Here is a 24364-nt window from a genome sequence, read left to right on the forward strand (position 1 = left end):
ACGAATTTGAGCCCCATCCGCGTAGGCCTCCTGGGCATCGGCACCGTGGGCAGCGGCACCTACAACGTACTGCGGCGCAACCAGGAAGAAATCCGACGCCGTGCCGGCCGCGGCATTGAGATCACCATGGTTTCCGCCCGCAACCTGGATCGCGCCCGCAAGATTGCCGGCGAGGGGGTGGTGGTCCTCGCCGATCCCTTTGAAATCGTCAACCACCCGGACATCGAAATTGTGGTGGAAGTCATCGGCGGCACCACACTGGCCCGTGAACTGGTGCTCAAGGCCATTGCCAATGGCAAACATGTGGTCACGGCCAACAAGGCGCTGCTGGCCGAATACGGCAACGAAATCTTCGCCGCTGCCCAGGCGCGCGGTGTGATGGTGGCTTTCGAAGGTGCAGTTGCGGTAAGCATCCCCATCATCAAGGCCTTGCGTGAAGGCCTCTCGGCCAACCGCATCGAATGGGTCGCCGGCATCATCAACGGCACAACCAATTTCATCCTGTCCGAGATGCGCGACAAGGGCCTCGGATTTGACGAGGTGCTGAAAGAGGCGCAACGCCTGGGCTACGCAGAAGCCGACCCGACCTTTGACATCGAGGGCATGGACGCGGCCCACAAGGCCACCATCCTGGCGGCGATCGCTTTCGGCATCCGCCTGCAGTATGACCGCGCCTATGTCGAAGGCATCACCAAGCTGGCGGCCATCGATATCCAGTACGCTTTCCAGCTGGGCTACCGCATCAAGCTGCTGGGCGTTGCCAAACGCACGGCAAACGGTGTCGAGCTGCGCGTGCATCCCACACTGATTCCCGTCAAGCGGCTGCTGGCCAATGTCGAGGGTTCGATGAATGGCATCATGGTCAAGAGCGACGCGGCCGGCATCACCATGTACTACGGCGCAGGTGCGGGTTCCGAGCAAACGGCCTCAGCCGTGATTGCAGACCTGGTCGACGTTACCCGCCTGCATACCGCGGACCCCGCCCAGCGTGTGCCGCACCTGGCCTTCCAGCCCGACGCGGTGAGCGATACGCCGGTGCTGGCCATGGGCGACATCGTCACCAGCTACTACCTGCGGCTGAAAGTTGCCGACGAGGCTGGTGTGCTGGCAAAAGTCACCGGTATCCTCGCATCGTTCGACATCAGCATCGACGCCGTGCTTCAGCGCGAAGCTGACGATGTGGGTGGTGAAGGCTCCACCCAGACGGATCTCGTCATCCTGACGCACGATTGTGTCGAGTCCAGAATGAACGAGGCCATCGCCCAGATGCAGGCGCTGCCCACGGTGCTTGCGCCCATTACGCGCATCCGCAAGGAGGAGCTGGCCTGATGTTGTACATCTCCACTCGCGGCCACGCCGACCGCAAGCGTTTTTGTGAAATCCTGCTCGAAGGCCTCGCGCCCGACGGTGGCCTCTACCTGCCCGAGCAATACCCGCAGGTGGATGCTGCCACGCTGCAGAAGTGGCGCAGCCTGTCTTACGCCGAGCTCGCGTTCGAAGTCCTCTCGCTCTATGTCGACGATATTCCAGCCGTCGACCTTAAGGCCATCTGCAACAAGACCTACACCGAAGAAGTGTTTGGCACCCAAGCCATCGTCCCGCTGAAAAAGCTTGAAGACGGCGTTTACCTCGAGGCCCTGTCCAACGGCCCCACGCTGGCCTTCAAGGACATGGCCATGCAGCTGCTGGGCAACCTGTTCGAATACGAACTGGCGCGCCGCGGTGAAGAGCTCAACATCCTGGGCGCCACCAGCGGAGACACCGGCAGCGCGGCCGAATACGCCATGCGCGGCAAAAAGGGCGTGCGCGTCTTCATGACCTCACCCAACGGCCGCATGAGCCCCTTCCAGCAGGCGCAAATGTTCAGCCTGCAGGATGAGAACATCCACAACATCGCGGTTGAAGGCGTGTTCGACGACTGCCAGGACATCGTCAAGGCCGTGTCCAACGACCTCGCCTTCAAGCGCCAGTACAAGATCGGCACGGTCAACTCCATCAACTGGGCGAGGCTGATGGCGCAGGTGGTGTATTACTTTGCGGGTTACTTTCAAGCCACGAGCAGCAACACTGAAAAAGTCGACTTCACGGTCCCTTCAGGCAATTTCGGTAATGTCTGCGCCGGGCACGTCGCCCGTATGATGGGCCTGCCCATCGCCAAGCTGGTGGTCGCCACGAACGAGAACGACGTGCTCGACGAGTTCTTCCGCACCGGCGTGTACCGCGTGCGCAGCAGCGCCGACACGCACGAAACCTCCAGTCCTTCCATGGACATTTCCAAGGCCTCGAACTTCGAGCGCTTTGTGTTTGACCTGCTGGGCCGTGACGGTGACAAGACGAAGGCGCTGTTCCATGACCAGATCGGCAGCCAGGGCTACTTTGACCTGAGCGTTGAGGCCGCCTTCAAGTCGGCCGCGCAGCGCTACGGTTTTGCGAGCGGCAAGAGCACCCATGCCGACCGGCTGGCCACCATCCGCGACACCTACAAACGCTTCGGCACCATGATCGACACCCACACTGCCGACGGCGTGAAGGTGGCGCGCGAGCAGCTCCAGCCGGGCGTTCCCATGATCGTGCTGGAGACTGCGCTTCCCATCAAGTTCGCGGCCACCATTGAAGAAGCCCTGGGCCAATTGCCCACGCGGCCGGCGAAGTTCGAAGGCATTGAGGCTTTGCCGAAACGCGTCAAGGTGCTGCCGGCCGATGCAGCTGTGATCAAACGCTACATCGCCGAAAATGTGCATTAAATCGGGCTGTAGCCATTATCTGACGGGCGCAAGCAGCTATATTTTTAATAGCAACCTGGGCGTCTTCCGGCCTTTCTTTCTGTGAGAGCGACATCATGAACGTGGTCGGATTTGCCGGGTATTCCGGTTCGGGCAAGACGACACTGGTCGAAAAGCTGATCCCGGCACTGAAGGCCAGAGGCCTGCGCGTGTCGGTGGTCAAGCATGCGCACCACAAGTTCGACATAGACCATCCCGGCAAAGACACTTTCCGGCATCGCCAGGCCGGTGCCTTTGAAGTGGTCGTGGCCTCGCCAAACCGGCTTGCGCTCATGCGTGAATTTGAAAAGCCGTCCGAGCTCACCGTTCACCAGCTGATCGCCGAGCTGTACGGCGGCGTGGACTGGGTGCTGGTGGAGGGCTTCAAGAGCAGCGACCTCCTCAAGATCGAAGTCTGGCGCGCCCCTTCGGCCGACTACGCCGGCAAGCCCCCGCTCTACCCGGACGACGACTTCATCGTCGCCGTCGCCACGGATGCCCCCGGCAAGCTGCCCCAAGCAACCTTGCGCCCGGTGCTGGATTTGGACGATGCCGACGCCGTGGCAGAGTACCTGGTCAACAATCAGGAACGCTTCTCCTATTCGTTTGAAGACCGTTTCGGTTAAGCGTTCGCCAAAGCAGGCTTTTTTCGTTCCGTTCATGTTTTTGTTCCGGACACCCCGACCATGAGTTCTGTTTCCTCCGCGCCCGCCGGCCCGGCGCTTGCGCCGCAGCCCGGCCGGGCCCCCTTGAAGCCGCTGGACCAGGCGCTGGCCGAGCTGCTGGGCCGCGCGGCATTGCTGCCCGGTGCCGAGACGGTTTCCACCTTCGATGCCGACGGCCGGGTGCTGGCCCAGGAGCTGGTGTCCAGCCTTGATGTGCCGGCACACGACAACAGTTCCATGGACGGCTATGCGGTGCGTGCTGCCGACTGGTCAGCCGATGCGGTGCTGCAAGTCAACCAGCGTATTCCAGCCGGCAGCAGCGGGCACATGCTCACGCCGGCCTCTGCGGCGCGCATCTTCACCGGCGCCCCCATTCCGCCGGGCGCTGACGCCGTGGTGATGCAGGAAGATTGCGAGGCGGGGGACACGGGCGTGCGCATCAGGGTCCAGCCGCAGCCCGGCCAGTGGATTCGCCGTCGGGGCGAAGACGTCGCTGCCGGCGCCGTGGTGCTACGCCGTGGCGAGCGTCTGACGCCGGCCTCGCTGGGCCTGGCCGCCAGCATCGGTTTCGACAAATTGCAGGTCGCGCCCCGCGTGCGCGTGGCGCTTTTTTCCACCGGTGACGAACTCGTCATGCCCGGCGAGGTTGCACCCGCTGACATGAAGCCCGGCGCCATCTACAACTCCAACCGTTTCTTTTTGCGCGCCCTGCTGCTGCGTCTGGGCTGTACGGTCACCGACCTGGGCATCGTGCCCGACCGCCTGGACGCCACCATCGCCGCGCTCAAGGGCGCCAGCGAGCAGCACGACCTGATCCTCACCAGCGGTGGCGTGTCGGTGGGCGAAGAAGACCACATCAAGCCCGCCGTGCAGGCGCTGGGCGAACTGGCGCTCTGGCAGATCGCCATGAAGCCGGGCAAGCCCTTCGCCTACGGCAAGATTGCAGGCTCTCACTTCATCGGCCTGCCTGGCAACCCGGTGTCCAGTTTTGTGACCTTCCTGGTCCTGGTGCGGCCCTTCCTGCTCAAGTTGCAGGGCTCTGTCGAACCTGCCGTTCGTCCCATGGCTGCGACGGCGCATTTTGACTGGCCCAAAGCCGACAAGCGCCGCGAATTCCTGCGCGTCAGGCGCAACGCGTCCGGCGGGCTGGAACTGTTCACCAACCAGAGTTCCGGCGTGCTGACCTCGGCGGTCTGGGGCGACGGCGTGATCGACAACCCGGCAGGCCAGACCATCGCGCACGGCGACGTGGTGCAGTTCATCCCGTTTTCAGCGTTGATGTCGTAGAGGCTCTTCGGCAAGGCTCCACATGAAAATCACCGTCAAATACTTTGCCTCGATTCGCGAAGCCATAGGGCAGGGCAGCGAGGTGCGCGACACCTCCGCCACCACGCTGGCCGCCCTGCGCGACGAACTGCTGGCGGCCACGCCCGCGCACGCTGCGGCGCTTGCGCGTGGCAAATCGGTGCGCATGGCGCTCAACCAGGTCATGAGCGATGAGTCGGCCGTACTCAGTGAGGGCTGCGAAGTCGCCTTCTTTCCCCCCGTCACCGGCGGCTGATCCACTCACTCTCGGCGGCTCAAACTCGGCGGCTCAAACCACCAGCGCATCCAGCTTCACAAGCCGCTCCACCAGCGCCGCAGATGCGCGCGTCATCGGGCTGCGCAACTCCTCACGCAGCAAATTTTGTCGCGCCAGCAATGCCTTGAGCGGGCCCGGATTGGGTTCTGCAAACAGGGCTTCAATCAGCGGCGGCAGCGGTCTCCACAAAGCCTCGGCCCCGGCCACGTCACCCGCCCGAAGGCGCTGAACAATTTCCGAAAATCGCGACGTATGCAAATGCGCCGCTGCCGCGATAGCGCCCCGGCCGCCTGCTGCCACGGTCGTGAAGATGTTCGCATCCTCACCGGCCAGCACCTGCAATTGCCCATCGGCGATCAGTGCCCGCGTTTTCGCCGTGTCACCCCCGCAATCCTTGACGGCCTGTATGCGCGGGTGCGCCGCCAGCGCCCGGATGGTCTCAAGCGCCATCTGGCTGCCTGTGCGGTAAGGGATGTCGTAAAGCACCACCGGCACCGCGCTGGCATCGGCCAGGGTGGTAAACCAGTCGATCAGACCCGCCTGCGAGGGCCGGATATAGCTGGGCGCCGGCAGCAAGATGCCCGCGAGGTTCAGTGGGCTCAAAGCACGAACGCGCGCAGCCGTTTTACCCAGGTGGTAGCCAGACAAACCCATGATCACCGGCAGGTCAGGGGCTTCGGCCATCACGGTTTGCAGTACATCAAGTTGCTCTTCATCGCTGAGCGCGGCAGCTTCACCCGTAGAGCCGCATACCACCAGCCCGGCGATGCCGCTGGCCTGGTAGTGCGCTACCAGGCGCTTCAAGGCACCGTAGTCGACCTTGTCCTGGTCAAACGGGGTAACGAGCGGGATCCAGAGTCCCGAGAAATCGTGAGTTGCCTGAGTGGCTTGATTTGCCTGATCGGCATTGAGCGCTGTTTGCATGAAGACACATCCCAAAAAACTGACCGGCTAAAAAGGCCGTCATCAGAACAAGTGAAGGTGTCCGCAAAAGACTCTGGAAAAGTAACCGGCGGTTCCATCGCTCATTCGACGACGGAACCGCAGCCCCGGTCAAATGAGCAACGGTTTTTTTGATTTGCTGGCGCACGCCTCAAACCCGCGGGCGCTGTCGTGCGTCCGGTTGGCAAGAAGGTGAATGTGGCCAGTCATGCTGCCATATTACTTGAGGGGCCGGGCTGTGGCACTGTTTCGGCATTGAATATGCACCGGCCTGCGTGGCCCAGTGGCAAAATTGCCACTATGGCCCAGTCTTCCCCCCGCGTCCTGATCACCACCGATGACTTCAACCTCGCCGATGAAGTTGCCGCGCTGCGCTCAAACGACAAGCGCGTCGGCGCCGTCTGCACCTTCACCGGCACGGTTCGGGACCGCAATATGGCCCCCACGCTCGGCACTGGCGTGTCCTCGCTGCCCCCCGAGGGGGCTGAACTTGCTCGGGGCGGCCCTTCGCTGCGTTCGTCGGCCGGCGCGGGAGAAGTACTTTCCATGGAACTGGAGCATTACCCGGGCATGACCGAAAAAGCCATCGAGGCCATGATCGATGAGGCGATGTCGCGTTTTGATATTTTTGGCGCCCGCGTCATCCACCGCGTCGGCCTGCTGCAGCCGCTGGACCAGGTGGTGATGGTGGCCGTAGTGTCAGCCCATCGCGGCGAAAGCTTCAAGGCCTGCGAATTCCTGATGGACTATCTGAAAACCCAGGCGCCGTTCTGGAAGAAAGAAGAAACGCCGGAAGGCGCCCGCTGGGTGGATGCCCGGGTCAGCGACGACGCGGCGCTGGCGAAATGGGGCATCAACGCCGGCAACGCCTGAACCGGGTGCGGGCTTGACGCACATCAAACGCGGCCCAATGGCTTGCCGTGCTTGCGGCTGAATGACTTGAAAAGGCGCGCAAAAGCCCCAAACTCGGCAATAACCGCTCCTTCGTGAGCCCCGGAGCCCCTTTGCGGAGTCAAATCAATGCGACAAGACAAACTAACCACCAAATTCCAGGAAGCCCTGAGCGATGCGCAGTCCCTCGCGCTGGGCAATGACAACGGCTATATCGAGCCGGTTCACCTGCTGGCCGCCATGCTGCGCCAGGAAGACGGCCCGCGTGCCCTGCTGGAAAAAGCCGGCGTTAACGTCGGCGGCCTCACGCAGGCAGCTGATGCGGCCGTTAAAAAACTGCCGCAGGTGCAGGGCCAGGACCAGATCCAGGTCAGCCCCGATCTCGCCAGGCTGCTGCAGGCCACCGAAAAAGAAGCCATCAAGCGCAATGACCAGTTCATTGCCGGCGAGCTGTTTTTGCTGGCTGTGGCCGACAGCAAGAGCGACGTGGGCCGGCTGGCCAAAGAAAACGGCCTGACCCGCAAGGCGCTGGAAGCGGCGATTGACGCCGTGCGCGGTGGGCAGGGTGTGAACAGCGCCGACGCCGAAGGCCAGCGCGAAGCCCTGAAAAAATACTGCATGGACCTTACCGAGCGCGCCCGCCTGGGCAAGCTCGACCCGGTGATCGGCCGCGACGATGAAATCCGCCGCGCGATCCAGGTGCTGCAGCGCCGCACTAAAAACAACCCCGTGCTGATCGGGGAGCCCGGCGTCGGCAAGACCGCCATCGTCGAGGGCCTGGCCCAGCGCATCGTCGCGGGTGAGGTGCCTGAGTCGCTCAAGGGCAAGCGTGTATTGAGCCTGGACATGGCGGCGCTGCTGGCCGGCGCCAAGTTCCGCGGTGAGTTTGAAGAGCGCCTGAAAACCGTGCTCAACGAACTCGCCAAAGACGAAGGCCAGACCATCGTCTTCATTGACGAGCTGCACACCATGGTGGGCGCCGGCAAGGCAGAAGGCGCCATGGATGCGGGCAATATGCTCAAACCCGCGCTGGCCCGCGGCGAATTGCATTGCGTGGGTGCCACCACGCTCGACGAATACCGCAAGTACATCGAAAAAGACGCCGCGCTGGAGCGCCGTTTCCAGAAAATCCTGGTGGGCGAGCCGAGCGTGGAGGCGACGATTGCCATCCTGCGCGGCCTGCAAGAGAAATACGAAGAGCACCACGGCGTGCAGATCACCGACCCGGCCATCGTGGCCGCGGCCGAGCTGAGCCATCGCTACATCACCGACCGTTTCCTGCCCGACAAGGCCATCGACCTGATCGATGAAGCCGCGGCCAAGATCAAGATCGAGATGGACTCCAAGCCCGAGGTCATGGACAAGCTCGACCGCCGCCTGATCCAGCTGCAGATCGAGCGCGAAGCCGTGCGCCGCGAAAAAGACGAGTCTTCGAAAAAGCGCTTCGACCTGATTGAAGAGGAGATCGCCAAGCTGCAAAAAGAGATTTCCGACCTCGATGAAATCTGGCAAGCCGAAAAAGCCCAGGCGCTCGGCTCCAAGGACGTGATGGAAGAGATCGGCCGCATCCGCTTCCAGATCGAGGAATTCACCCGCAAGGGCGACTTCAACAAAGTCGCCGAGCTGCAATACGGCCAGCTGCCGGCGCTTGAAAAACGCCTGAAAGAAGCGCAGGACAGTGAAGCCAGCAAGGGGAAATCCAACGCCCCCACGTTGCTGCGAACCCAGGTCGGCGCTGAAGAGATCGCCGAAGTCGTGGCGCGCGCCACCGGCATTCCCGTCAGCAAGCTGATGCAGGGCGAGCGCGACAAGCTGCTGCTCATGGAAGGCAAGCTGCACGAGCGTGTGGTCGGCCAGGACGAAGCCATCGGCGCCGTGGCCAATGCCATCCGCCGCTCGCGTTCGGGTCTTTCCGACCCCAACCGGCCCACAGGGTCTTTCCTGTTCCTGGGCCCTACGGGTGTCGGCAAGACCGAACTGTGCAAGGCGCTGGCGGGTTTCCTGTTCGACAGCGAAGACCACCTGGTCCGCATCGACATGAGTGAGTTCATGGAAAAGCATTCCGTGGCCCGCCTGATCGGCGCGCCTCCCGGCTACGTGGGCTACGAGGAGGGCGGCTACCTGACCGAAGCCGTGCGCCGCAAGCCCTACAGCGTGCTGCTGCTCGATGAGGTGGAAAAAGCCCACCCCGACGTCTTCAATGTGCTGCTGCAGGTGCTGGACGATGGCCGCCTGACCGACGGCCAGGGCCGCACCGTGGACTTCAAGAACACCGTGATCGTCATGACCAGCAATATCGGCTCGCCCATCATCCAGTCCATGGTGGGGCAGCCCTATGAGGATATTAAAGAGGCGGTGGAGGGTGAGCTGAAGAACTACTTCCGGCCCGAATTCCTGAACCGTATCGACGAGACCGTGGTGTTCCATTCGCTCGACGCGAAAAACATCGAGTCCATCGCCCGCATCCAGCTGCGTACGCTGATAGCGCGTCTGCAGAAGATGGACCTCAACATGGAGGTGTCGGAAGCGGCGATTGCCGAGCTCGCCAAGGTCGGGTTCGACCCGGTATTTGGCGCGCGTCCGCTCAAGCGTGCGATTCAGCAGCGCATTGAAAACCCGCTGTCGAAGTTATTGCTTGAGGGCAAGTTCCCGCCCAAGAGCACCATCCCGGTGGATGTGGACCCGATCCAGAATCCGGGGGTGTTCAGCTTCGAAGCGTCGGCTGGATGAGGCCGGGCTGAGCGGCGCCTGCAGCTTGCTATCGGATTGATAGCTGCCCGCGCTCGCCAGCAGGGGGCTGGCGGCCATTTTTGATGTGAAAAATACGAAAACCCGTTCCTGCGCATGCAGGCAACGGGCTTTTTCTTGCTCGCCCTCTGAGGCGGCAAGCGGAGCCGCTTACCGCCATGATCCGTTAAAGTCATTCACGAGGCCGTACAAAACCCGCAGCCATGAAAGCCATCGGCTGCATGGCGGCGCCGGCGCTGCAAAGGAGACAAACGCCCATGAGCACCCTGATCTACACCCACGAAGCCTGTTTCGACCATCGTCCCGGCCCGCACCACCCGGAGTCGCCCGAGCGTCTTGAAGCCGTGCTGCAGGCACTGAAGACACCGGAGTTTGCGAAGGCGCTCTGGCGCGATGCGCCGCTGGGCTCGTTCGATCAGGTGCTCCACGTGCACACACCCGGCTATGTGGAGCAAGTGCAGGCGGTGTCGCCGGCCGAGGGCTACCGCGCGCTCGATGCCGGTGACACCATCCTGTCACCGGGCTCGCTGGAGGCGGTGATGCGTTGTGTGGGCGCGGCCTGTGCCGGCGTGGACGATGTGGTGACAAGGGAGGCGAGCAACGTTTTTTGCGCTACCCGCCCCTGCGGACATCATGCCGAGGCAGACCACGCCATGGGTTTTTGCGTGTTCAACCAGGCGGCCATTGCAGCGCTGCATGCGCGCGAGCGGCACGGCATCCAGCGTGTTGCGGTGGTGGACTTCGATGTGCACCACGGCAACGGCACGCAGAACTCGTTCTACGACGACCCGGACCTGTTCTACGGTTCCTGCCACCAGTCCCAGTTTTACCCCGGCACCGGCGCGCGCCATGAAACCGGCGTGGCCGGAAACATCGTGAATGTGCCGTTTCCGCGGGGCACCGGCTCCGCCGCCTTCCGCACCGCGATGACCGATCAGTTGTTACCGGCCCTGCGCAGGTTCGCACCCGGGCTGCTGATCATCTCCGCGGGTTTCGATGCCCATCATCTGGATCCGTTGGGCGGCCTGAAGTTCACGGACGACGATTACCACTGGATCACCCGGGAGTTGATGAAGGTGGCCGATGAAACTGCCAAGGGCCGTGTGGTTTCCGTCCTCGAGGGAGGCTACAGCCTGGAGGGCCTGGCCAGCGGCACGGCGGCGCATGTGCGCGCGCTGATGGGCAACTGATTCGGGAGCGCGCCCGCGGAACGCAAACAACCCAGCCCTAACTGCCCAAGCCCGCATAAATGGTCTGCACATCGTCATTGGCATCGATGGCGGCCAGGAAGGCTTCGACTTCCTCGAGTTCGGCGGCGCTGAGGGTTGCCGGATCGACCGGGTTTTTCGGCTTGTAGCCCAGTTTGGCCGACAGCACGCTGAAACCCTGGGCCGGCAATGCGCGGCTCACCAGGTCCAGGTCGACTGCGTCGGTCAGGAACAGGGTGGTGCCTTCTTCTTCACCCGGCTCAAAGTCCTGGGCGCCTGCTTCAATGGCGGCCAGCTCGGGGTCGGAGCCTGCTGCTGCAGCGGGTTCGGCTTCAATCATGCCCACGTGGTCAAAATCCCAGGACACCGAGCCGGAAGTGCCCAGCTGCCCCTTGCGAAACAGCACGCGAACTTCGGAGGCGGTGCGGTTCAGGTTGTCGGTCAGGCATTCGACCATGACCGGCACGCGGTGGGGGGCAAAACCTTCGTAGATCACGTGTTCAAAATGAACCGCATCGCCCGTGAGGCCGGCCCCTTTTTTGATGGCGCGCTCCAGCGTGTCCTTGGGCATGGAGACCTTGCGGGCCTGCTCCACCACCAGCCGCAGGCGGGCGTTCAATGACGGGTCGGCACCGCTGCGCGCGGCCACCATGATTTCCTTGGCCAGTTTTCCAAATACCTTGCCCTTGGCATTTGCGGCCAGTTCCTTGCCTTTTGCTTTCCACTGCGCGCCCATGTTTGATCTTCCTTGGTATGCCGTGACGCTTCATGCGTCCGGCTTGATGCTTATTGATGTGAGGTGAGCGGCCACGCGCGGGGTGGGAAAAGCGCGGGACCGAGGGCTCTGGTTATACACCCATGATCGCGGTGGCCGGCCGGCGGGCCTTGCGGGCGGGCCAGACACATTGGCGTTTCTGGAGTTGCTATCTATTTGATAGCTTCTGGCGCTCGTTGCTATTAGGTTGCAGGCCTTTTTGATGCCTGAAAAGGGGCAAAAACAGCCTTCCTGGCCGCCCAAACGCTCAAACCACCACGCCGGCGGTCTGCAGAAATGCCTGCAGGGCGGTAAAGTCCAGCGGCTTGGTGAGGTGCTCGTCGAACCCGGCGGCCAGCGCGCGGCTTTTGTCTTCGTCCGTGCCGAAGCCGGTGAGGGCCGCGACCGTCACCTGCTCGCCGCCGTGCAGGGCGCGCAGGGCTGCCAGCACCTCGTAGCCGTTCATTCCCGGCATGCCGAGGTCCAGCAAAACGGCCTGGGGTGCCTGCTGGCGAAACATCTCCAGCGCAGCGGGGCCGTCATAGGCCACTTTCACCTGGTAGTCCATCAGCCTGAGAATCTCCGCCAGGCTGTTGGCTGCGTCGCGGTTGTCGTCCACCACCAGGATGGCCGCGCCCGGACCGCTTGCGTCATCGGTGCCGTGCACGCCTATCTGCGCATTGGGCAGGAAAAAAGTGAATGTGCTGCCGCGGCCTGGGCCCTCACTTTCAGCATGCAGTGCGCCGCCGTGCATTTCCACCAGGGAGCGTGCCAGCGTCAGGCCGATGCCCAGCCCGCTTTCCCGCGCGGCTGTCTGCGCGTCGCCCTGGGAGAACAGCTCGAAGATCTGGCTGAGCGCCTGGGACGACAGACCCAGCCCGTTGTCGCGGACCGAGGTATAGAGCTGCGTGCCCTCTTGCCAGACTTTCAGCTCGATCAGGCCCGCCTCGGGGGTGTACTTTGCGGCATTGACCAGCAGGTTCTGCAGGACCTGAGCAAGCCGTGTGGCGTCTCCCTGCACCAGCGGCGATGCGGCCGGGATGTCTGCCTTCAGGCGGTGGCGCCGCGCATCAAACAAGGGGCGCACGGCCTCAATGGAGCGGGCCACCACCTGGTTGTAGGAAACTTGCTCCGCCTTGAACCGGATCTTGCCGGTGGTAAGCCGCCCGACATCTAGCAGGTCGTCGACCAGGCGTGTCATGTGCGTGAGCTGCCGGTCGATCATGTCGCGGCTGCTTCGAACCAGCGGGCTGGGGGAGGGTTCCAGTTGCAGGATGGTGATGGCGTTGCGGATGGGGGCCAGCGGGTTGCGCAGCTCGTGCGCCAGCATGGCCAGGAACTCGCTCATGCGCTTGCTGGATTTTTCCAGCTCGTGCAGGCGCCGCCTTTCGGTCATGTCGCGTGTGACTTTGACAAAGCCGCGCAGTTGCCGGCCTGTGTCATACACCGGGGCAATCACCACATTGGCCCAGAACACCGAGCCGTCCCGCCGAACGCGCCAGCCTTCTTCCTCAGCCCGGCCATGTTCCAGGGCTGCCTTCAGTTCGGCTTGGGGTTTGCCGGCCTCAAGGTCTTCAGGACGGTAAAACAGGCTGAAATGTTTGCCGATGACTTCGCTCGGGCTGTAGCCCTTGATGAGCTGCGCGCCGCTGTTCCAGCTCTCGATCACGCCGTCGGGGCTGAGCATGAAGATCGCGTAGTCCCGCACCCCTTCGATCATGAACCTGAAGCGTTCCTCGCTCTCGCGCAGCGCTTCCTCATGAGCCCGGCGTTCCGTGAGATCGCGTGTGACCTTGCCGAAGCCGGCGAGTTTTCCGTTCTCGTCCCTGAGCGCGGTAATGACGACATTGGCCCAGAAACGGCTGCCGTCCTTGCGTATGCGCCAGCCTTCTTCCTCGAAGCGCCCATCTCTTTCCGCCCGGCGCAACTCCTCGGCGGGCCACCCGGCGGCGACCGCCTCTGGGGGGTAAAAGGTGGAGAAATTGCGGCCGATGATCTCGTCGGCCCGGTACTGTTTGATGCGCTGGGCGCCGATATTCCAGGACATCACGTTGCCCGCGGTGTCGAGCATGAAGATGCCGTAGTCCTGCACCGCATCCACCAGCAGGCGAAAGCGATCCGTTGTAATCTGTTCCGGGCTAGGAGCTGGCTGGGCGGACATGCCCGCCATGATAGCCAATTTGACCATCCCGGCCTGTCCGCCGTATTCGCGTGGGAGCGTCAGCCGCGCGCGGGTATGCCCAGCCCCTTGACGACCGCAGGGCGCGCCACAAACGCGTCGAGCACGCGCGTCACGTTGGGAAATTTCTGGATTTCCACCAGTTCACCGGCGCCATAAAACCCGATCAGGTTGCGCACCCAGCCGAAGGTGGCGATGTCGGCAATGGTGTAGTCGTCGCCCATGATCCAGCTGCGGCCTTCGAGCCGCTGGTTCAGCACACCAAGCAGTCGGCTGGATTCGGCGACGTAGCGGTCGCGCGGGCGCTTGTCTTCATAGTCCTTGCCGGCGAACTTGTGGAAAAAGCCGAGCTGGCCAAACATCGGGCCGATGCCGCCCATCTGGAACATCAGCCACTGGATGGTTTCGTAACGGGCAGCTGCGTCCGTTGGCAGGAATTTACCGGTCTTCTCGGCAAGGTAGATCAGGATCGCGCCGGACTCGAATAGGCCCAGCGGTTTGCCGCCAGGACCGTTCGGATCGAGGATGGCCGGGATCTTGTTGTTCGGGTTCAGCGACAGAAATGCCGGCGACATCTGGTCGTTGCTGCCAAAGTCGACGAGGTGCGGCTCGTAGGGCAGGCCGCACTCTTCCAGCATGATCGATACCTTGACGCCATTGGGCGTGGGCAGCGAATACAGCTGGATGCGGTCAGGGTGCTGGGCAGGCCATTTCCGGGTGATGGGGAAATCCGCAAGGGAAGTGTTTGTGGGTTGGGTCATGGGTCGAAATTCTGTTGTCAAAAGCGAAAACGCCGACGGCACAGCCCGCTAGTCCCGCCGGCCAGCGGGGGTATTCAGGCCCACCAGCCGCGAAGACCGTAGCCGGGCCTTTACTTCACCGGAATCACCGTGCCCGCCGGCACCGGAACCGCTGTCACGCTGTTCTGCGGCGAACCTTCGATCACACGGTCGGAATAGGTGAGGTAGACGAGGGTGTTGCGTTTGGTGTCCACCATGCGCACCACACGCAGCTTTTTGAAGACCAGCGAAATGCGTTCGCTGAACATTTCTTCCTGCTTATCGATCGGTTTGCCTCCCGGGAAACTGATCACGCTGGTCTGCCGGCAGGCTATCGAGGCTTCGGCCTTGTCTTCGGCCACGCCGAATGCGCCCTTGATACCGCCCGTCTTGGCGCGCGAGACATAACAGGTGACGCCGCTCACCTTGGGGTCGTCATAGGCTTCCACTACGATTTTATGGTCCGGTCCGATGAATTTGAAGACCGTGTCGACTGCGCCGATCTCTTCACCGCCGGCGCCTCCGCAGGCGGACAGAAGCAGCACCAGGCTGAGGGCGCAATAGGCGGGGCTGAATCGTTGCAGGGTGAGTGGGCGCATGAACATGTCCTTGGTGCTTGGTATGGGAATCGGAAGGGGCGGCGAGAGGGCGTCAGGTAGCTACTGTACAAAGCTTGCTGTCAGGTGCCTGGGCAACGAGGTCCCGACATGAGGGTGCCGTATCTGGATGCTATACATTTTATAGCTGCTGGCGCTCGTTCTTATTGGGCTGTAGCCATTTCAGGTCTTCACCAGGTCAAAATGCCCGCTCGCAAGGCGTTCCCCATTGACCATGATGTCCACCGCGTGCCGCCCGGCATGGTGCACACGGGTGGTGAAGTCGCGCACGACCTGGCTGCGCGACAGCTGCACGCTTTCGCCGGCGGCCAGCGTCAACTCCTTGAGTTTGAATACCTTGGCCGAGCTGCTGCCCGATTTCTTGACGTAGTGCACCGCGTAGTCCACCACCAGCCGCTGGCTTTGGCGCGAGGTGGATTGCAGCGTGAACGACAGTGACATCCGCTCGCCCAGGGTGAGTTTCTTGGGGGTGATGGACAAACCGGTGATGCCGACGTCCGCCTTTTTACCGGCGCCGATCACACCCAGCGCCTGCCTGTCGCCCTGCTTGATCAGTGTGCGCAGCGCGTGCCGGGCAATCCACGCGGTGTGCGGGTTGTCCAGCGGCCAGCTCTTCAGGCGCCCCAGCACCCAGTCGGGATGCAGCTTGGTGACGTCGTTGAGGTGGTTGGCCACCGACTTGCGTACGTAGAGGCTGCCGTCGGACTTCAGCGATTCCAGGATGGGTGCGGCAAGTTCGGGGTCTGCCATCAGCGCATCCAGCCTGAAAGACCAGGGCAGGCGAGGGCGACTGCCTTCGCTGGCCAGGCGCCGCACATGCTCGCTCTCGTCTTTGGCCCAGGCCTTCATCACGGCCAGCGTGCGCGCAGGGTCCTGGCGGATGAATTCGCGGATGGCGAACTCCGAGGTCCCGAAGGCGGTGAAAAACTTTAGCGCCTCCATGGAGGTGTCGAAATCATCGCGCCCATACAGGCCCACATAATCCGGCAGCACCAGGGTGACGAAACCGCTGTTGATGCGTGGCGCCAGCTTGCGCAGGATGGCGATGCTTTTCCTGTAGTCGTCGGGCAGTGTTGCATGCAGGCACTCGCTGGTGCGGCGCAGGCGCTGCATCAGCGAAAGGTCGTCCAGGCCGGGCAGCGCGAGCGCTAGAAACTTTTTACCGTCAAAACGCGGGTAGACCACGGCGGTTTCAGCCGCGATGTGGTGGTAGCGCGCCTTGTCAAAGATGTTTTTCAGGGCGGGCGCTGCTTCGGTGGACATGGCGCGAATTCTCCCATGCTGCTTTGGCAGCGAGCGCCATCACCTGTCCTATATAAAAGATTGCCCGCGCCAGTGGGTCAGTTGTCCTGCAGACGGTGCAGCTGTCGGCGCAGGCTGTCCAGTTCGTCCATCAGTTCCAGTGCCAGTGCCGCACCGGCCGGATTCACTCCCAGGTCGCGCTGCAGGCGCACGGCCACGGTGGCGCGGTGCAAGTGCACGCCGGTGAAGCGCCAAACCTCAGGCGCCTCTCCCATCGGCGCCAGCACGCCTTCGTGTACCAGGTCCACGATGAGCTCCGACTGCGCGGCACAGGCCCGGCAGAGATCGTCAAGGGTGAGTTCATCCTGGTCTTCCAGGATGAAGCCGGCGAGGTAGCTGGTGGGGGTGTTCATGCCTTGGCTCCGGAGGTTTGCAGGGCGGCGCGCGGCTTGAAAGCCTTGAATGCCACCGCCATGTCTTCGTACGCTTTCTTTGCCGCATCCGTGTCCGCGGCTGGCAGGACCACCTGCAGCACAAAATAAAAATCTCCCGGGGTCTTGCCCGGCAGCCCGCGCCCCTTGAGCCTGAGCTTGCGCCCGCCGGCAGAGCCCGCCGGGATTTTCAGCTCCACCTCGCCGGTGGGCGTGGGCACTTCCACCTCTGCGCCCAGCGCGGCTTCCCATGGTGCGACGGGCAGATTCATGTACACGTCATGGCCCTCGGCACGGTACAGGGCATGCGGCAGAAATTCAACATCCAGGTAAAGGTCGCCCGGGCTGCCCTGACCCATGCCGGGAGAGCCCTGGCCCGCCAGGCGAATGTGCTGGCCTGCGCGTATGCCCTTGGGGATGACGAACTCGATGCTGCGGTCCTGCATCGTCACGCCGGCTTCGCTCTCCACCGGCATGCGCAACTGCAGCTTGCGTGTCGCGCCGCTGTAGGAGTCGCCGATGTCGATCTGGATTTTGGCGTGCTGGTCCTGGCCATGCATGTCAAAGCTGCGGCCGCCGCGCATATCGTCAAAACCACCCCGGCCTTGCGGCCCTCCGCCCATGCCGCGGAAGATCGCGTCGAAAAAGTCGCTGTGGTCAAAACCTTCGGCTCCGCCAAAATGGGGAGCGCCGGCGGCACCCCCGGAGGCCTGCCCCGGGTTCCAGCCCGGCGGCGGGCGGAAGTCCTGCCCGGCCTGGTAGTTGGCGCCCAACTGGTCGTAAGCGGTGCGTTTTTCAGGATCGCGCAACACCTCGTAGGCTTCGGCGATTTCCTTGAAGCGTGCCTCGGCGTTTTTTTCCTTGCTGACGTCGGGATGGTATTTGCGTGCCAGCTTGCGGTGTGCCTTTTTGATCTCGTCGGGCGTGGCGCTGCGCTCTACGCCCATGACCTTGTAGTAATCCTTGAATTCCATGAAACACTTTCATCAGGGATGGTTTACCTGCCAACCACCATAGCGGATAAGTGCCGGCGCGATTGTCAGTCAAATGCCTGAGAACCCGTTTAGACCGTCAACAGGTTCTGCATCAGGTCTGCAAATGGGGTCAAGTACCTCAGGGTCAACCCGCAGTGCTGCTGGAGTTGCGTCCCTACTGCTCTGCCCCTGTGGCCCCTATCATGGCCGCATGAGTTCCAGCCCACCTCCGTCCGTCCTTCGAACATTGTTTGAAGCCCAGCACCAGGCCAGCCGCGCGCAGGCCGAGGTGCCGCTGGCCCTGCGGCGGGAACGCCTGCTGCGCATTCGCGCCTTGCTGGACGAGCACGGCAGCGCGCTGGCCCAGGCCGTCAATGCCGACTTCGGCGTGCGTTCTGCGCAGCTGACGGAAATCGCCGACATCTTTGTGCTGCGTTCGCTGTTGTCCAGCACGCTCAGGCATTTGCCGAAGTGGATGAAACCCGTGAAGGTGCGCACGCCGCTGTACCTGCAGCCCGCGCGGGCCTACCTGCAGCGCCAGCCATTGGGCGTGGTGGGCGTAGTGTCGCCGTGGAACTACCCGGTGCAGCTGTCGCTCGGGCCAGTCATCACCGCGCTGGCAGCCGGTAACCGCGTCATGCTTAAGCCCAGTGAGCTGACGCCGAAAACTTCGGCCTTGCTGGCGGCCCTGATTGAACAATCCTTCGCACCTGATGAACTCTGCGTGGTGCAGGGCGACGGCGCCCTGGCCGCCGAATTTGCCGGGCTGCCGTTTGACCACCTGTTTTTTACCGGCTCCACCGCCGTGGGCCGCAAGGTCGCCGAAGCGGCCGCCGCCAACCTTACGCCCACCACGCTGGAACTGGGCGGCAAGTCACCCTGCATCATCGACGCGTCCTGCGACATCGACAAGGCCGCCATCAAGATTGCCCACGGCAAACTGCTGAATGCCGGCCAGACCTGCATCGCGCCCGATTACGTGCTGCTGCCGAAAGGCAGCGAGACGGCCTTTGGCGAAGCCTTTGCGCGCGCCGTGTCCACGCTGTTCCCCACCATTGCTGGCAACCCCGATTACGCCGCCATCATCAGCCCGCGCCACCACGAACGCCTGCAAGCGCTGCTGGCCCAGGCCGAAGGTGAGGGCGCGCGCCTGCAAACCATCCAGGCCGGTGCGCCCGGCGTGGGCGCGGCGTCGCGCCAGATGGCGCCGGTGCTGGTGTTTGATGTACCCGCCGGCTCGAAACTGCTCAGCGAGGAAATCTTCGGCCCCATCCTGCCGGTGATTCCCTATGCGTCGATCGATGACGCGATTGGCTATGTCAACGCCCGCCCCAGGCCGCTGGCGCTGTACTGGTTCGGTACCGATACCGGTTCTCGCGACCATGTGCTGGCACGCACCGTGAGTGGCGGCGTCACCGTCAACGACACGCTGATGCACATCGCGCACGAGAACCTGCCTTTCGGCGGCGTGGGCGAAAGCGGCTGGGGCAGCTACCACGGCGAAACCGGTTTCCTGCGGCTGACGCAGCAAAAGCCGGTGATGGTGCAGTCAAAGTGGGCGAGGGGAGACCTGTTTTATCCCCCTTATGGCAAACGCTTTGACCAGGTGATGGGCTTGCTCAAGCGCCTGATCTGAGGTTTGACCTGAAGGGCTGGCGTTCTGGTGACGGCGCCGTTCAAATTTCTTTGAGGAAACCTGAATCCTTTTGCTGAATGCGGGCCTCTTTGCCGGTATCAACCACCGACAAGGAGCTCCTGATGTTTTTCCCGCAACGAAATCTTCCCGCCTGTGCGCCGGGCGGCGCCATGGGTGGCACCACATCCACCGGAGGCGCCCGTGTTCTGTAGCACTTCGGTCACCCAGCATGTGCTGCGCGGGATAGGCGCGCTGGCCTTGCTCGCATGTGCCGCCCTGGTTTTCCAGGTGCATCCCCTGTGGGCGCTGCTTCCTCTGGCGGGTGCGCTGGTGTTGATGCGTGGCTGCCCGATGTGCTGGCTGGTGGGTCTGTTTGAAACCATCGCAAGGCGCCGCAGGCCAGCTGACAGCAAAGGCCAGCCATGAGTACCAGTTATCAGTTACCCCAAGACCTGCAACGGGCGCCAGCCTTCGTGCGGCTGGCACCTGTAGAGGCCCAGGCTTTCCTCGCGTTTGACCATGCGGCCAAGCGCGAAGGCGGCCATCTTGAGCCCCGTGTGCGCGAGCTGATTTCACTGGCGGTGGCGCTTACCACCCAATGTGGCTATTGCCTGGACGTGCACACCCGTGCGGCCAGGCGGCTGGGCGTGACGCGCGAGGAGCTGGCGGAAGTGGTCCTGGTTGCGGCGGCTGTGCGGGCAGGCGCCAGCGTGGGGCACGGCCTGCTCGCCTTGCGCCTGTTTGATGGCGACGGGGACGAGACGGCGCTTCCTGCTGGTAACTGAAAGGCCTGGCCCATTCCTTGACGCCCCTTTAGAATCCCCCAAAAATAACTGGAGGGATGGGCCATGCCTTTTGTCGGATTGGGACTTCATTTCATTGTGGCGGTGTTCTTTGCCGTCCATGCCTTGCGCAGCGGCCAGCAGATGTACTGGCTGATCATCCTGTTTTCGTTTCCCATGCTGGGCAGCCTCGTTTACTTCCTGGCGGTCTATCTGCCGGACTCGCGGCTGGAGCGCGGCGCGCGCAAGGTCGTGGCCGCAGCCGCAAAAACACTGGACCCGACGCGCGAGCTGCGGGAAGCGCACGCCGCGTTTGACTACACGCCCACCGCGCAGAACCAGATGCGGCTGGCCTCCGCGCTGCTCGAAGCCGGCCAGGCGCTGGAAGCTGCGCAGAGTTACGACGCATGCCTCAAGGGCCCGTTCGCCTCCGACCTGGAAATCCGGCTGGGCGCCTCAAGGGCCTATTTCGCCTGCGAGCGTTATCCCGAGGCCATCACCCACCTTGAATTCATCCGCAAGACCGACCCCGCCTTTCGCGCGGAGCTGGTGTCGCTGCTGCTTGCCCAGGCGCTGGGCGGCGCCGGCAGGGGTGTGGACGCGAAAGCGGAGTTTGAATCCGCCGTGGAGCGTTTCGGCAGCTTTGAAAGCCGCGCTGAATACGCCATCTGGGCCGCGATGAACGGGGATACCGCCACCAGCGCGCGCCTGCAGATTGAGCTGCAGCGGTCCATGGAACGCTGGAACAGGCACACACGTGAGCTGAACAAGCCTTTGCTGCGCCGCCTCAACGCGGCGTTTGAAAAACGCTGAAAGCAGGGGGCCCCGGGCAAGGGTGACTTACCGCTGCGCCCCGAATACCTGCACCCAGTAAATACCGGCGCTGCTTTGGGTGTTGACCGCAAAGGCCGTGCCCATTTCGGTATACGCCGGCGCCATGATGTTGGCGCAATGGCCGGGACTGTTCAGCCAGCCCTGCACTGCGGTATCGGCCTGCATTTGGCCCGCGGCGATGTTCTCCCCGATGGCTTTCCAGCCGTAGCCTGCGCGTGTGGCGCGGCTCGCCACATCGCTGCCGTCGCGCCCGGTGTGGCTGAAGTAGCTGTACCTCGCCATGTCCGCGGCATGCACCCCGGCGACGCTGTACAGCATGGGGCTGTATTGCAGCGGCCCTGCGGCCGCAAAGGACTGCGTACCGCAACGGCGTGGCCTGGCGCGCGCTTCGTTGACCAGTGCCAGCACCCGTGCCTGTACATCGCCGGCCTGGGCCGCAGCAGGGGGCGAGAAGGGCGCGGCCAGCACCACCCAGGTTTGCGCTCCGCGTTGGTAGAAGCCGGCTTCAGCGAGCTCGGCGTGCATCACTGCGCTGCATGATTTGCCCAGGGTCCTGCGTGCGAGTGCTGAGGGGCCCGTCGCGCCGCGTACGGCAATCTGCGCGGTCCGCACCGCGCGGTAGTCGACAGCTTTCAGCGCCTCGTCCATCGTGCGGCCGCCGGCCATGAGCTGCGCCGCCCGCGACAGGGCGCTGTTTTCACGCAGCAGGGAAACCTTGGCGCCGCGCCCGTCGCAGCCGTCCTCCCGGACCCGGTTCAGCTCGCGCAGCAGGGTTGGGTGGTTTGAGGGGGCTGGCTGTGCGTGTACCTGGCTGGCCGCGGCCAGCCAGGTGGTCAGTGCCACGCATGCTGCGGCACGCCACCGTTGGCCTTGCTGGGTATTCTTTGTCGCGGGGAGTTGCATCAAGCCATGATAGCCAGCGAGAGGTATTTCACCAGTAGGGGCCGAGGGTCCGGCTTTGCCGGCTCCAGGCGCCGGCCTCTTGAGGGGGGAACGGGCTACACGAAGTGAGCCCGGACGGGGGTAGGTCTATTTACTTTGAAAATGGCTGGGTGGCTGGCCCATGGCGGCTTTGAACATCGCGGTGAAGGCGCTGTCACTGGCATAACCGCTGGCTGCCGCCACGGTGCTGACCGATTGCCCGCGTGTGAGCAGGGGCAGGGCGTGGGCCAGGATGGCCTGCTGGCGCCATTGCTGGTAGCTCAGGCCCAGTTCGTCGCGAAAAAGCCTGGCCACCGTGCGTTCGCTGGCGCCAGTATCGGCGGCCCACTCGGCCAGCGTAGCCCGCTCTGACGGTGCGCGCAGCACGGCTTCGCAGAGCGCGCGCAGCCGCTTGTCCCCGGTTTGCGGATGCGGCATGGGCACGCCGAGTGCCTGGGTGTCGGCACGCGCAAGTTCGTCCAGCACCAGGCTGGATAGAAGCTGTTCCCGGGCGGTCGGCAGCGGGTGCTCTGGGGTAGCTGAATCGAGCGCGTGGATGGACTCACGCAGCAACGGCGACACCACCATCACGCGGCAACCAGTCCAGCCTTTTGGGGTGGCGCTGGCGTCGAGGTACAGCGTGCGGAATTCGGCCGCTTCCAGCACGGTGACATGGTGTTGCGCCCCTGGCGCGATCCACACGGCGCGGGAGGGCGGCACGATGTAGGTGACTTCGCCGCCCGCATGGCCCGACTGCTCAGCCGTGACCTGCAGCACCCCCGTGGAGCAGTAAGCCAGCTGCGCCCAGGCATGGGAATGGGGCTTGAAATGGGTATCGGCTTCCAGCGTCCGCGCCCGCACGCGCACCGGCCGCTGGCGAGTGGGAGTGAAGTTGTCGGTGTCGCCCACCGGCACGAAATGGAGCGGGGCTTTACGTTGCGGCATGGTTGGAGATTCTGTTCACCTGAATCTGGATGTGATCGTGGGGCGAATGCCATCAAAGCGGTTTGTCCGAAATTCGATGAAACATGGCTTTATGTCGCATTTCAGAAGGCCTGGCCAATACTACGATAGCGCCATGAATACTTCAAGTACGACCCTGAACGCGCCCGCCGCAGTCCCTTTTCGCACCGACGCCAGCGTGATCGGCCTGGTGGGCCTGGCGCACATGATCAGCCATTTCAGCCAGCTGCTGCTGGCGCCGCTGTTTCCCTGGCTCAAGGAAGAATTCAGCGTCAGCTATGCGGAGCTGGGCTTTTTGATGACGATCTTTTTTGTGGTGTCATGCGCGGTGCAGGCGCTTTCGGGTTTTGTCGTCGACCGCTTCGGCCCGCGCCCCATATTGTTCGCCGGCCTGAGTTTGCTGGGCGTGGCGGCTTTTGGTTATTCCATCAGCACCAGCTACTGGATGCTGGCCGGCTTTGCCGTGATTGCCGGTGTCGGCAATGGTGTGTTCCATCCGGTCGACTACACGCTGCTGAACCGCAAGGTCAGCGCGCCGCGCCTGGGCCACGCCTACAGCGTGCACGGCATCACCGGCAGCCTGGGCTGGGCACTGGCCCCCGCAGTGGTGGTGACGCTGACGTTTGCCTATTCGTGGCGCGTGGCATTGGCCGCGGCCGGCGTGCTGGCTTTTGCCGTGCTGGCGGTGCTGGTGATGAACCGCGACAAGCTCACCCTCACGATGGCGGCGCCGGTCAAGGGCGCGCCCGCGGCCGACAGCAGTCTGGGTTTCCTGAAGATACCGGCCGTCTGGATGTGTTTTTCTTTCTTCTTCTGGTATGCCATTGTCCTCAGCGTGGTGCAGGCTTTTGCACCTGAAGCGGCGCGCCACCTGCATAACGTGCCGCTCGCACTGGTGGCTATCTGCCTGACGGTTTATATGGTGTGCAGCGCGGGCGGCATGGTTTTTGGCGGCTTCCTGGCATCGGATCCCGCGCGTTGCGAGCGCATTGTGGGCATCGGGTTTGGTGCGGCGGCTGCCGTGGCGGTGCTGCTGGCCGCAGGCAGCTACCCCGCATGGGTCGTGCCTGTGCTGTTCGGCATCATGGGCTTCGCCACCGGCATCGCCGGGCCGTCGCGTGACCTGCTGGTTAAGCGATCAACCCCCGAAAACGCCTCGGGCCGGGTTTACGGCGTGGTGTATGCGGGCCTGGACATCGGCCAGGCCGTGTCGCCGCTGATCTTCGGCGCGATGATGGACCACGGCTACTACCGCGGCGTGCTGCTGGGCCTGGCGCTGATGCAGGCGGTGCTGATCGCCAGCGCCTTCAATGTGCGCCGGGTGCGGCGCACAGTACTCGCCACGGCCTGAGCGTTCCGGGGCTTGAGTGTCGCGGCCCCGCGACGCGTCTGCAGGACAGGTGTGTAGTTTTTCCTGCCCGGTCCTATACTGGATCGCATCATTTTGCGGAAAG

The 24364-nt window shown here is 63.3% G+C and carries 23 protein-coding genes; 13 read left to right on the top strand and 10 right to left on the bottom strand.

The window, feature by feature from the left end; translation table 11 throughout:
* Positions 1 to 6 precede the first annotated feature (6 nt).
* From AC1DYQ_RS02880 to moaD, 5 genes are all read left to right on the top strand, one after another.
* Positions 7 to 1329, top strand: a complete 1323-nt coding sequence (locus AC1DYQ_RS02880) for a homoserine dehydrogenase (RefSeq protein ID WP_477685855.1) — start codon at positions 7 to 9, stop codon at positions 1327 to 1329.
* Positions 1329 to 2744 (top strand): threonine synthase, encoded by a 1416-nt coding sequence (thrC, locus tag AC1DYQ_RS02885; RefSeq protein WP_477685484.1) that lies wholly within the window; start codon positions 1329 to 1331, stop codon positions 2742 to 2744. The genes AC1DYQ_RS02880 and thrC overlap by 1 nt, the downstream gene beginning before the upstream one ends.
* Before the next feature lie 95 nt (positions 2745 to 2839).
* Complete coding sequence (gene mobB / locus AC1DYQ_RS02890) at positions 2840 to 3388, top strand: molybdopterin-guanine dinucleotide biosynthesis protein B (RefSeq protein ID WP_477685485.1); 549 nt, start codon at positions 2840 to 2842, stop codon at positions 3386 to 3388.
* Positions 3389 to 3448: 60 nt separating this feature from the next.
* Complete coding sequence (locus tag AC1DYQ_RS02895; protein WP_477685486.1) at positions 3449 to 4714, top strand: molybdopterin molybdotransferase MoeA; 1266 nt, start codon at positions 3449 to 3451, stop codon at positions 4712 to 4714.
* Between the two features lie 22 nt (positions 4715 to 4736).
* A complete protein-coding gene (gene moaD, locus AC1DYQ_RS02900; protein WP_477685487.1) occupies positions 4737 to 4988 on the top strand; it encodes a molybdopterin converting factor subunit 1 in 252 nt (83 codons plus the stop codon).
* A 33-nt stretch (positions 4989 to 5021) separates the two neighbouring features.
* Here the strand turns inward: moaD and dapA are convergent, their stop codons facing one another.
* Positions 5022 to 5933: a 4-hydroxy-tetrahydrodipicolinate synthase gene (gene dapA / locus AC1DYQ_RS02905; protein ID WP_477685488.1), complete on the bottom strand. Its 912-nt coding sequence runs from the start codon at positions 5931 to 5933 to the stop codon at positions 5022 to 5024.
* 318 nt (positions 5934 to 6251) lie between these two features.
* Between dapA and AC1DYQ_RS02910 the strand changes: the two genes are divergently transcribed.
* The 3 genes from AC1DYQ_RS02910 to AC1DYQ_RS02920 all read left to right on the top strand — a co-directional run bounded on the left by AC1DYQ_RS02910 (position 6252) and on the right by AC1DYQ_RS02920 (position 10780).
* Complete coding sequence (locus AC1DYQ_RS02910; RefSeq protein WP_477685489.1) at positions 6252 to 6824, top strand: molybdenum cofactor biosynthesis protein MoaE; 573 nt, start codon at positions 6252 to 6254, stop codon at positions 6822 to 6824.
* 147 nt (positions 6825 to 6971) lie between these two features.
* Positions 6972 to 9572, top strand: coding sequence for an ATP-dependent chaperone ClpB (gene clpB / locus AC1DYQ_RS02915; protein ID WP_477685490.1), 2601 nt, complete (start codon positions 6972 to 6974; stop codon positions 9570 to 9572).
* Between the two features lie 275 nt (positions 9573 to 9847).
* The gene (locus AC1DYQ_RS02920) at positions 9848 to 10780 is read left to right on the top strand and encodes a histone deacetylase family protein (protein WP_477685491.1); all 933 of its coding nucleotides are present in this window, start codon (positions 9848 to 9850) and stop codon (positions 10778 to 10780) included.
* 37 nt (positions 10781 to 10817) lie between these two features.
* On the opposite strand, the gene AC1DYQ_RS02925 is transcribed toward AC1DYQ_RS02920, so the two are convergent.
* From AC1DYQ_RS02925 to AC1DYQ_RS02955, 7 genes are all read right to left on the bottom strand, one after another.
* Positions 10818 to 11534, bottom strand: coding sequence for a YebC/PmpR family DNA-binding transcriptional regulator (locus AC1DYQ_RS02925; protein WP_477685492.1), 717 nt, complete (start codon positions 11532 to 11534; stop codon positions 10818 to 10820).
* 286 nt (positions 11535 to 11820) lie between these two features.
* Positions 11821 to 13713 carry a PAS domain-containing hybrid sensor histidine kinase/response regulator gene (locus AC1DYQ_RS02930; protein ID WP_477685856.1) on the bottom strand — a complete coding sequence of 631 codons (1893 nt, stop codon included), beginning with the start codon at positions 13711 to 13713 and terminating at the stop codon, positions 11821 to 11823.
* 59 nt (positions 13714 to 13772) lie between these two features.
* A complete protein-coding gene (locus AC1DYQ_RS02935) occupies positions 13773 to 14492 on the bottom strand; it encodes a glutathione S-transferase N-terminal domain-containing protein (protein ID WP_477685493.1) in 720 nt (239 codons plus the stop codon).
* Positions 14493 to 14602: 110 nt separating this feature from the next.
* The gene (locus tag AC1DYQ_RS02940) at positions 14603 to 15109 is read right to left on the bottom strand and encodes a CreA family protein (protein WP_477685494.1); all 507 of its coding nucleotides are present in this window, start codon (positions 15107 to 15109) and stop codon (positions 14603 to 14605) included.
* A gap of 180 nt (positions 15110 to 15289) precedes the next feature.
* Complete coding sequence (locus AC1DYQ_RS02945) at positions 15290 to 16390, bottom strand: DNA alkylation repair protein (RefSeq protein WP_477685495.1); 1101 nt, start codon at positions 16388 to 16390, stop codon at positions 15290 to 15292.
* Positions 16391 to 16467: 77 nt separating this feature from the next.
* On the bottom strand, positions 16468 to 16782 hold the full coding sequence (locus tag AC1DYQ_RS02950) for a chaperone modulator CbpM (RefSeq protein ID WP_477685496.1): 315 nt from the start codon (positions 16780 to 16782) through the stop codon (positions 16468 to 16470).
* Positions 16779 to 17774, bottom strand: coding sequence for a DnaJ C-terminal domain-containing protein (locus AC1DYQ_RS02955; RefSeq protein WP_477685497.1), 996 nt, complete (start codon positions 17772 to 17774; stop codon positions 16779 to 16781). Before AC1DYQ_RS02955 ends, AC1DYQ_RS02950 begins: the two co-directional genes overlap by 4 nt.
* Before the next feature lie 211 nt (positions 17775 to 17985).
* On the opposite strand from AC1DYQ_RS02955, the gene AC1DYQ_RS02960 reads away from it, so the two are divergent.
* From AC1DYQ_RS02960 to AC1DYQ_RS02975, 4 genes are all read left to right on the top strand, one after another.
* Positions 17986 to 19410, top strand: coding sequence for a coniferyl aldehyde dehydrogenase (locus tag AC1DYQ_RS02960; RefSeq protein WP_477685498.1), 1425 nt, complete (start codon positions 17986 to 17988; stop codon positions 19408 to 19410).
* Positions 19411 to 19611: 201 nt separating this feature from the next.
* Positions 19612 to 19836 carry a hypothetical protein gene (locus AC1DYQ_RS02965; RefSeq protein WP_477685499.1) on the top strand — a complete coding sequence of 75 codons (225 nt, stop codon included), beginning with the start codon at positions 19612 to 19614 and terminating at the stop codon, positions 19834 to 19836.
* Positions 19833 to 20195 carry a carboxymuconolactone decarboxylase family protein gene (locus AC1DYQ_RS02970; protein ID WP_477685500.1) on the top strand — a complete coding sequence of 121 codons (363 nt, stop codon included), beginning with the start codon at positions 19833 to 19835 and terminating at the stop codon, positions 20193 to 20195. The genes AC1DYQ_RS02965 and AC1DYQ_RS02970 overlap by 4 nt, the downstream gene beginning before the upstream one ends.
* Positions 20196 to 20258: 63 nt before the next feature.
* Positions 20259 to 21005, top strand: a complete 747-nt coding sequence (locus tag AC1DYQ_RS02975; RefSeq protein ID WP_477685501.1) for a hypothetical protein — start codon at positions 20259 to 20261, stop codon at positions 21003 to 21005.
* 27 nt (positions 21006 to 21032) lie between these two features.
* Here AC1DYQ_RS02975 and AC1DYQ_RS02980 read toward each other — a convergent pair whose 3' ends face one another.
* Both AC1DYQ_RS02980 and AC1DYQ_RS02985 read right to left on the bottom strand, forming a co-directional pair.
* The gene (locus tag AC1DYQ_RS02980) at positions 21033 to 21869 is read right to left on the bottom strand and encodes a CAP domain-containing protein (protein ID WP_477685502.1); all 837 of its coding nucleotides are present in this window, start codon (positions 21867 to 21869) and stop codon (positions 21033 to 21035) included.
* A gap of 186 nt (positions 21870 to 22055) precedes the next feature.
* Positions 22056 to 22892 carry an AraC family transcriptional regulator gene (locus AC1DYQ_RS02985; RefSeq protein ID WP_477685503.1) on the bottom strand — a complete coding sequence of 279 codons (837 nt, stop codon included), beginning with the start codon at positions 22890 to 22892 and terminating at the stop codon, positions 22056 to 22058.
* Between the two features lie 133 nt (positions 22893 to 23025).
* Here AC1DYQ_RS02985 and AC1DYQ_RS02990 point away from each other — a divergent pair, with 133 nt between their 5' ends.
* Positions 23026 to 24261 (top strand): MFS transporter, encoded by a 1236-nt coding sequence (locus tag AC1DYQ_RS02990; RefSeq protein WP_477685504.1) that lies wholly within the window; start codon positions 23026 to 23028, stop codon positions 24259 to 24261.
* The last annotated feature ends 103 nt before the right edge of the window (positions 24262 to 24364 follow it).

This window comes from Polaromonas sp. P1_F4 (assembly GCF_056405675.1).

What these genes read in the sequence shown, in the direction of transcription:
- clpB (WP_477685490.1), top strand. Translation starts at nt 6,972, where the DNA reads ATGCGACAAGACAAACTAACCACCAAATTCCAGGAAGCCCTGAGCGAT.
- thrC (WP_477685484.1), top strand. Translation starts at nt 1,329, where the DNA reads ATGTTGTACATCTCCACTCGCGGCCACGCCGACCGCAAGCGTTTTTGT.
- AC1DYQ_RS02940 (WP_477685494.1), bottom strand. Translation starts at nt 15,109, where the DNA reads ATGCGCCCACTCACCCTGCAACGATTCAGCCCCGCCTATTGCGCCCTC.
- AC1DYQ_RS02925 (WP_477685492.1), bottom strand. Translation starts at nt 11,534, where the DNA reads ATGGGCGCGCAGTGGAAAGCAAAAGGCAAGGAACTGGCCGCAAATGCC.
- AC1DYQ_RS02920 (WP_477685491.1), top strand. Translation starts at nt 9,848, where the DNA reads ATGAGCACCCTGATCTACACCCACGAAGCCTGTTTCGACCATCGTCCC.
- moaD (WP_477685487.1), top strand. Translation starts at nt 4,737, where the DNA reads ATGAAAATCACCGTCAAATACTTTGCCTCGATTCGCGAAGCCATAGGG.
- AC1DYQ_RS02955 (WP_477685497.1), bottom strand. Translation starts at nt 17,774, where the DNA reads ATGGAATTCAAGGATTACTACAAGGTCATGGGCGTAGAGCGCAGCGCC.
- AC1DYQ_RS02975 (WP_477685501.1), top strand. Translation starts at nt 20,259, where the DNA reads ATGCCTTTTGTCGGATTGGGACTTCATTTCATTGTGGCGGTGTTCTTT.
- AC1DYQ_RS02895 (WP_477685486.1), top strand. Translation starts at nt 3,449, where the DNA reads ATGAGTTCTGTTTCCTCCGCGCCCGCCGGCCCGGCGCTTGCGCCGCAG.
- AC1DYQ_RS02970 (WP_477685500.1), top strand. Translation starts at nt 19,833, where the DNA reads ATGAGTACCAGTTATCAGTTACCCCAAGACCTGCAACGGGCGCCAGCC.
- dapA (WP_477685488.1), bottom strand. Translation starts at nt 5,933, where the DNA reads ATGCAAACAGCGCTCAATGCCGATCAGGCAAATCAAGCCACTCAGGCA.
- AC1DYQ_RS02935 (WP_477685493.1), bottom strand. Translation starts at nt 14,492, where the DNA reads ATGACCCAACCCACAAACACTTCCCTTGCGGATTTCCCCATCACCCGG.
- AC1DYQ_RS02990 (WP_477685504.1), top strand. Translation starts at nt 23,026, where the DNA reads ATGAATACTTCAAGTACGACCCTGAACGCGCCCGCCGCAGTCCCTTTT.
- AC1DYQ_RS02930 (WP_477685856.1), bottom strand. Translation starts at nt 13,713, where the DNA reads ATGTCCGCCCAGCCAGCTCCTAGCCCGGAACAGATTACAACGGATCGC.
- AC1DYQ_RS02960 (WP_477685498.1), top strand. Translation starts at nt 17,986, where the DNA reads ATGAGTTCCAGCCCACCTCCGTCCGTCCTTCGAACATTGTTTGAAGCC.
- AC1DYQ_RS02985 (WP_477685503.1), bottom strand. Translation starts at nt 22,892, where the DNA reads ATGCCGCAACGTAAAGCCCCGCTCCATTTCGTGCCGGTGGGCGACACC.
- AC1DYQ_RS02945 (WP_477685495.1), bottom strand. Translation starts at nt 16,390, where the DNA reads ATGTCCACCGAAGCAGCGCCCGCCCTGAAAAACATCTTTGACAAGGCG.
- mobB (WP_477685485.1), top strand. Translation starts at nt 2,840, where the DNA reads ATGAACGTGGTCGGATTTGCCGGGTATTCCGGTTCGGGCAAGACGACA.
- AC1DYQ_RS02910 (WP_477685489.1), top strand. Translation starts at nt 6,252, where the DNA reads ATGGCCCAGTCTTCCCCCCGCGTCCTGATCACCACCGATGACTTCAAC.
- AC1DYQ_RS02950 (WP_477685496.1), bottom strand. Translation starts at nt 16,782, where the DNA reads ATGAACACCCCCACCAGCTACCTCGCCGGCTTCATCCTGGAAGACCAG.